The organism is Acidovorax sp. SRB_24, assembly GCF_012931925.1.
The window spans coordinates 5,236-10,932 of record NZ_MWOM01000038.1; the positions used below are offsets into that span (position 1 = coordinate 5,236).

General features: G+C 69.9%; 7 protein-coding genes. All 7 read left to right on the forward strand.

All coding sequences use genetic code 11. The annotated features are described in order from the left end of the window. The first annotated feature begins 24 nt into the window (after window positions 1–24). On the forward strand, window positions 25–945 hold the full coding sequence (locus B2J89_RS13550; protein ID WP_169169621.1) for a glyoxylate/hydroxypyruvate reductase A: 921 nt from the start codon (window positions 25–27) through the stop codon (window positions 943–945). 36 nt (window positions 946–981) lie between these two features. Beyond that, the gene (locus tag B2J89_RS13555) at window positions 982–1,890 is read left to right on the forward strand and encodes a hydroxymethylglutaryl-CoA lyase (protein ID WP_169169622.1); all 909 of its coding nucleotides are present in this window, start codon (window positions 982–984) and stop codon (window positions 1,888–1,890) included. A 5-nt stretch (window positions 1,891–1,895) separates the two neighbouring features. After that, window positions 1,896–2,408: a YbaK/EbsC family protein gene (locus B2J89_RS13560; protein ID WP_169169623.1), complete on the forward strand. Its 513-nt coding sequence runs from the start codon at window positions 1,896–1,898 to the stop codon at window positions 2,406–2,408. Beyond that, the gene (locus tag B2J89_RS13565; RefSeq protein ID WP_169169624.1) at window positions 2,405–2,680 is read left to right on the forward strand and encodes a DUF1289 domain-containing protein; all 276 of its coding nucleotides are present in this window, start codon (window positions 2,405–2,407) and stop codon (window positions 2,678–2,680) included. Before B2J89_RS13560 ends, B2J89_RS13565 begins: the two co-directional genes overlap by 4 nt. Further along, entirely contained in the window at window positions 2,677–3,321 is a 645-nt protein-coding gene (locus tag B2J89_RS13570) for a 2-hydroxychromene-2-carboxylate isomerase (RefSeq protein WP_169169625.1), read from the forward strand. Before B2J89_RS13565 ends, B2J89_RS13570 begins: the two co-directional genes overlap by 4 nt. 56 nt (window positions 3,322–3,377) lie before the next feature. After that, the gene (locus B2J89_RS13575) at window positions 3,378–5,204 is read left to right on the forward strand and encodes a putative nucleotidyltransferase substrate binding domain-containing protein (RefSeq protein ID WP_169169626.1); all 1,827 of its coding nucleotides are present in this window, start codon (window positions 3,378–3,380) and stop codon (window positions 5,202–5,204) included. Then, window positions 5,201–5,697 (forward strand): 3'-5' exonuclease (locus B2J89_RS13580; RefSeq protein ID WP_169169647.1); only part of this gene is annotated, 497 nt, incomplete at its 3' end. The genes B2J89_RS13575 and B2J89_RS13580, both read left to right, overlap by 4 nt.

The following is a 5,697-nucleotide window of genomic DNA, read 5'->3' on the forward strand; positions in this document are numbered from 1 at the left end:
GCGCAGGCGTTAACCTCGCACGCCATGAAAATCACTTTTTGCTGTACCGACACCAAATCCGAACCCTGGCTGAAGGGCCTGGCCGCCGCGCTGCCCGGCGCTGACATCAGCGTCTGGCAGGCCGGCGCGCCGCAGGCCGACTACGCCGTCGTCTGGGCGCCGCCCCAGCAGTTCCTCGACGAGCAGCCGGACCTCAAAGCCCTGTTCAACATCGGCGCCGGCGTCGACGCCTTGCTCAAGCTGCGCCTGCCGCCCACGGCTGCCGTCGTGCGGCTCGACGACGCCGGCATGGCCGTGCAGATGGCCGAATACGTGTGCCATGCCGTCATCCGCCACTTCCGTGAGTTCGACGCCTACGACGAGAGCATGCACGCAGGGCAATGGGCCTACCGCAAGCCGCGCCTGCGCACCGATTTCGCCGTCGGCGTGACGGGCCTGGGTGTTCTGGGCACGCGCGTGGCGCGGGCGCTGGCGCAGTTCGAGTTTCCGGTCAACGGCTGGAGCCGCTCGCCCAAGGCGCTGGGCGGCGTGCGCTGCTACAGCGGCGCCGAAGGTTTCAACGACTTCCTGGCCGCCAGCCGCGTCTTGGTCAACCTGCTGCCGCTGACGCCTGAAACGCAGGACATCCTCAACCAGGGCACCCTCTCGCGCTTGCAGAGCGGCGGCTACGTCATCAACGTGGCGCGCGGCGCGCACCTGGTCGACGACGACCTGATCGCGCTGCTCGCCAGCGGCCACCTGGCCGGCGCCACGCTCGACGTGTTCCGCACCGAGCCGCTGCCCGCCGGCCACCCGTTCTGGCAGCACCCGAAAATCACCGTCACGCCGCACACCTCGGCGCGCACCCTGCGCGATGAAACCATTGCGCAGATTGCGGGCAAGATCGCTGCCCTGCAGCGCGGCGAGGCCGTGGCGGGTATCGTGAACCCCGACCGCGGCTACTGAAGGCCCGCGCAGTTATCTGGAGTTGAGGACCTTTCCATGAACTACCCCTCCCGCGTCAAGCTCGTCGATGTCAGCCCGCGCGACGGCCTGCAGAACGAAAAATCGCCCGTGCCCTTTGACGTCAAGGTCGGCCTGGTGCACCGCCTGCAGGACGCCGGCCTCACAGAGATCGAGGTTACCAGCTACGTCAGCTCCAAATGGGTGCCGCAGATGGCCGACAACCACGCTGTGATGCAAGGCATCGCGCGCAAGCAAGGCGTGCGCTACTCGGTGCTCACGCCCAACCTCAAAGGCTTCGAGGCCGCCGTGCCCGACCGGCCCGACGAGATCGTGGTCTTCGGCTCGGCCAGCGAGGCCTTCAGCCAGAAGAACATCAACTGCAGCATCGCCGAGAGCATCGAGCGCTTTGCGCCCGTGGTCGAGGCCGCGCGCGCCGCCGGCATCGCCGTGCGCGGCGCCATGAGCTGCACCGTCGGCTGCCCCTACGAGGGCGAAATTGCGCCCGAGCGCGTGGCGTACCTGGCCGGCCTGATGAAGGGCATCGGCGTGCAGCATGTCGGCGTGGCCGACACCATCGGCGTGGGCACGCCGCTCAAGGTGCAGCGCGCGGTCGAAGCCACGCTGCAGCACTACGGCATCGACGACGTGTCGGGCCACTTCCATGACACCTACGGCCAGGCGCTGGTCAACACCCTGGCCACGCTGCAGATGGGCGTGTGGCAGTACGACACCTCGGTCGCCGGTCTGGGCGGCTGCCCCTACGCCAAGGGCGCGACCGGCAACGTGGCCACCGAAGACGTCGTCTACCTGCTGCACGGCATGGGCATCGAGACCGGCATCGATCTCGACAAGCTGATCGACGCCGGTGCCTACATCAGCGGTTTTCTGGGTCGCAAGCCGAACTCGCGCGCGGCGATGGCGATCTTGAACAAGCGGGCAGGGTGAGCGCCATGTGTGGAGCTGAATTGAAAGCCTTGCCCGAGGGCGTGCAGCGCGTGGCGGCGGCCTTGCAGGCGCTGGGCCACCCGCACCTGCCGCGCATGCTGGACGACGCCTGCCGCACCGCGCAGCAGGCGGCTGAGGTGCTGGGCATCGAGGTCGGCCAGGTCGCCAAGAGCATCATCTTCCGGCGCAAAAGCGACGGCGCGGCGGTGCTGGTCGTGACCTCGGGGGACCGGCGCGTCGACGAAAAGAAGGTCGAGGCGCTGGTCGGCAAGCTGGGCCGCGCCGACGCCGAGTTCGTCAAGGCGCGCACCGGCTTCAGCATTGGCGGTGTTTCGCCGATTGCGCACGCCACGCCGCCGGTCACGCTGATCGACCGCGAACTGCAGCGCTTTGGCGTGCTGTGGGCGGCGGCGGGCCACCCGCACGGCGTGTTTGCGCTGCACCCCGATGACTTGCAACGCCTCACCGGCGCCCCCGTGGTGGACGTGGTGCAGGAAACAGAACAGAGACAAGCATGAATGCTATTGAACCAATAGCTGCTCGCACAAGCCTGCTGGGCGCTGCAGGCTATTTTGACCAAAATTCTGACGAGGACATCCCCTCGCCCTGCATCTCGGTCTGCCGCATGACCGAAGACCGCAGCCACTGCAGCGGGTGCTTCCGCACCATCCCCGAGATCCGCGCCTGGGCGCAGGCCGGCCGGGCGGAGCGCCTGGCCATCTGGGCGCAGCTGTCGCAGCGCGCGGGCGTGCCGTTTCCGCCCGAGACCCTGGCGCAGGAGCCGACATGAAGCACATCGCCTTCTACCTCGACTTTGTCTCGCCCTATGCCTGGCTGGCCTTCGAGCGCCTGCCCGAGGTGCTCGAAGGGCTGAGCTACAGCGTCGAATACCGGCCGGTGCTGCTGGGCGCGCTGCTGCAGCAGCATGGCAACCCGGGCCCGGCCGGCATTCTTCCGAAGCGCGACTGGACCTACCGCCACGTCAGCTGGCTGGGCCACGCGCTCGGCGTGCCGCTCGCGATGCCGCTGCGCCACCCGTTCAATCCGCTGCCGCTGTTGCGCCAGGCGCTGGCCTGCAGCGCGGACGGCAGCGTCAACCGCTTTGTCGCCGGCACGGTGCTGCGCCATGTCTGGCAGGGCGGGCACGAGGCGCTCGATGCGGCGCGGCTCGATGCGCTGGCGGCCGAGCTGGCGCCGCAGCTGCAGCCGGGCCAGGACAGCGCCAGCGCGCAACCGAAGGCGCTGCTGCGCGCCAACACCGAGGCCGCGGCCGCGCGCGGCGTGTTCGGCGTGCCGGCGTTCGAGGTCGATGGCAAGCTGTTCTGGGGGCTCGACGGCCTGCCCATGCTGCGCGCCTACCTCGAAGGCGACGCCTGGTTCGACACCGGCTGGGACGCCGCTGCAAGCGTGGCGCAAGGCCTGCCGGGTTGAATGCGGGGGCCGCAGCCTGAACCGAGGCCGCAGGCGGTTCACCATCGCGCCCCACCATGCCCAACGCCTTCAACTTTGCCGCGTCGCCGTTCGACTGCCTGAGCCTGGACGAGCAGCGCCTGGTGCAGGACAGCGTTGACATCGCCTACTTCCCCGAGGGCGCCGTGGTGCTCGAGGTGGGCGCGGTGCCCACGCACCTGTTCATTCCCATCAAGGGCTATGTCACGCAGACCGAGGGCGACGAGGTGCTGGCCACCTACGGCCCCGACGACAGCTTCGACGGCCGCGGCCTGGTGGCCGGGCGCGTCAGCAGCCGCTTCGTCGCGGCCCAGGAGGTGGTGGCCTACCAGCTGGCCCGCGCAACGGTGAAGGAGCTGATCGCGCGCAACACCACCTTCGGCGCGCTGCTGTTTTCCGACATCGGGCACAAGCTCAGCGCGCTGGCCCAGCGCCCGGACCAGCACGAGCGCCAGTCGCTGACGCTGGCGCGCGTGGACGCGGCCTACCTGCGCCCGGCGCACACGGTCGATGCCGGGTGCGACATCGTTTCCGTGGTGCGGCTGTTCCAGGCGCAGCGCACCACCAGCGTGTTGGTCACGGGGCTGGCAGGGGGGCTGGGCATCTTCACCAACACCACGCTGCAGCGCGCCATCCTCGACGGGCGGCCGCTCGACCGGCTGGCGGTGGGCGAGCTGGCCAGCCGCCCGGTGGTCACCGTGCGCGCGTCCGACCAGCTCGGAGACGCCATGGCGCTGCTGCTGCGCGAGCGCGTGCACCGCGTGGTGGTGCTGGACGACGAGGAAAAGGGCGGCGGGGTGCGCGGCATCCTCGAGGCGCTCGACCTGTTCAGCTTCCTGGCCAACCACTCGCACCTGATCACGGTGCAGATCGAGCAGGCGCAGGACCTGCAGGCGCTGGCGCAGGCGGCCGCGCAGATCACGCGACTGATTGCCGCGCTGCACCGCGGCGGCACGCGCATCGGCCTGATGGCCAAGCTGGTGCAGCAGCTCAACGCGCGCCTGTTCGAGCGCGCCTGGGGCATGGTGGCGCCGGCCGAGCTGGTGGCCCACAGCTGCCTATTCGTCATGGGCAGCGAGGGGCGCGGAGAACAGCTGCTCAAGACCGACCAGGACAACGGCCTGCTGCTGCGCGACGGCTACACCGCGCCGCACGAGCTCGATGCCATCTGCCAGCGTTTTTCGGACGTACTGGAGCGCTTTGGCTACCCCGAGTGCCCGGGCCGCATCATGCTCAGCAACCCCGAATGGCGCGGCACGGCCAGCGAATTCACGCGGCGCGTGCGCCAGTGGCTGCTGCTGCCCGAAGGTGACAGCCTGATGAATCTGGCCATCTTCCTCGACGCGCACGCGGTGGCGGGCGACGCCGCGCTGCTGGCCGGTGTGCGGCGCGGGCTGATGGCGCTGGCCACCGACAACGACGCCCTGGTTGCGCGCTTTGCCGCGGCGGCCCTGCAGTTCGACAACGGCGGCGGCTGGTGGAACCGGCTGCTCGGCCTGGGCGACGATGTGCGCCAGATCAGCCTGAAGAAGGCCGGCATCTTCCCCATCGTGCACGGCGTGCGCAGCCTGGCGCTGGCGCGGCGCGTGACCGCCACCGGCACGGCCGAGCGCGTGGCCGCGCTGGCGGCCGACGGCACGCTGGACGCCCGGCTCGGCGAGGAGCTGGTCGAGAGCCTGCACTTTCTGATGGGGCTGCGCCTGAAGGCCGGGCTGGCGGAGGTCGACACCGGCCGCGCCGTCACCGGCAATGTCGATCCGCAGCGCCTGAGCAGCCTGGAGCGCGACCTGCTCAAGGACGCGCTGACGGTGGTCAAGCGCTTCAAGGCGCTGCTGCACCAGCGCCTGCGGCTGGACGCGCTGTGAGCGCCGCCACCGGTCCGCGCCGCTGGCTGGCGCAGCTGCGGCGCCGCTGGCTGCTCTACCACCTGGCCGACCCGGCCTATGCCTTCCTGTTCGATCCGCCGCCGCCCGGGGAATGGGTGGCGCTGGACTGCGAGACCACGGGGCTCAACGTGCGCAGCGACGACATCATCGCCATCGGCGCGGTGCGCATCGTCGGCAACCGGATCCTGACCAGCCAGCGCCTGGAGCTGCTGGTGCGCCCCGGCAGGGACGTGCCGGCCCAGAGCGTGCGCATCCACCGCCTGCGCAGCAGAGACGTGGCCCAAGGGCTGCCGCTGGGCGAGGCGATGCATCGGCTGCTGCACTTCATCGGCAGCCGCCCGCTGGTGGGCTACTTCCTCGAGTTCGACGTCGCCATGCTCAACCGCGCCCTCTGGCCGCTCCTCGGCATGGGGCTGCCGCAGCAAAAAATAGAGGTCTCGGCGCTGTACTACGACCACAAGTTCCGGCAGCT

Excerpts from the sequence above, each read along its gene's own strand:
- B2J89_RS13550 (WP_169169621.1), top strand. The coding sequence starts at position 25 with ATGAAAATCACTTTTTGCTGTACCGACACCAAATCCGAACCCTGGCTG.
- B2J89_RS13555 (WP_169169622.1), top strand. The coding sequence starts at position 982 with ATGAACTACCCCTCCCGCGTCAAGCTCGTCGATGTCAGCCCGCGCGAC.
- B2J89_RS13560 (WP_169169623.1), top strand. The coding sequence starts at position 1,896 with ATGTGTGGAGCTGAATTGAAAGCCTTGCCCGAGGGCGTGCAGCGCGTG.
- B2J89_RS13565 (WP_169169624.1), top strand. The coding sequence starts at position 2,405 with ATGAATGCTATTGAACCAATAGCTGCTCGCACAAGCCTGCTGGGCGCT.
- B2J89_RS13570 (WP_169169625.1), top strand. The coding sequence starts at position 2,677 with ATGAAGCACATCGCCTTCTACCTCGACTTTGTCTCGCCCTATGCCTGG.
- B2J89_RS13575 (WP_169169626.1), top strand. The coding sequence starts at position 3,378 with ATGCCCAACGCCTTCAACTTTGCCGCGTCGCCGTTCGACTGCCTGAGC.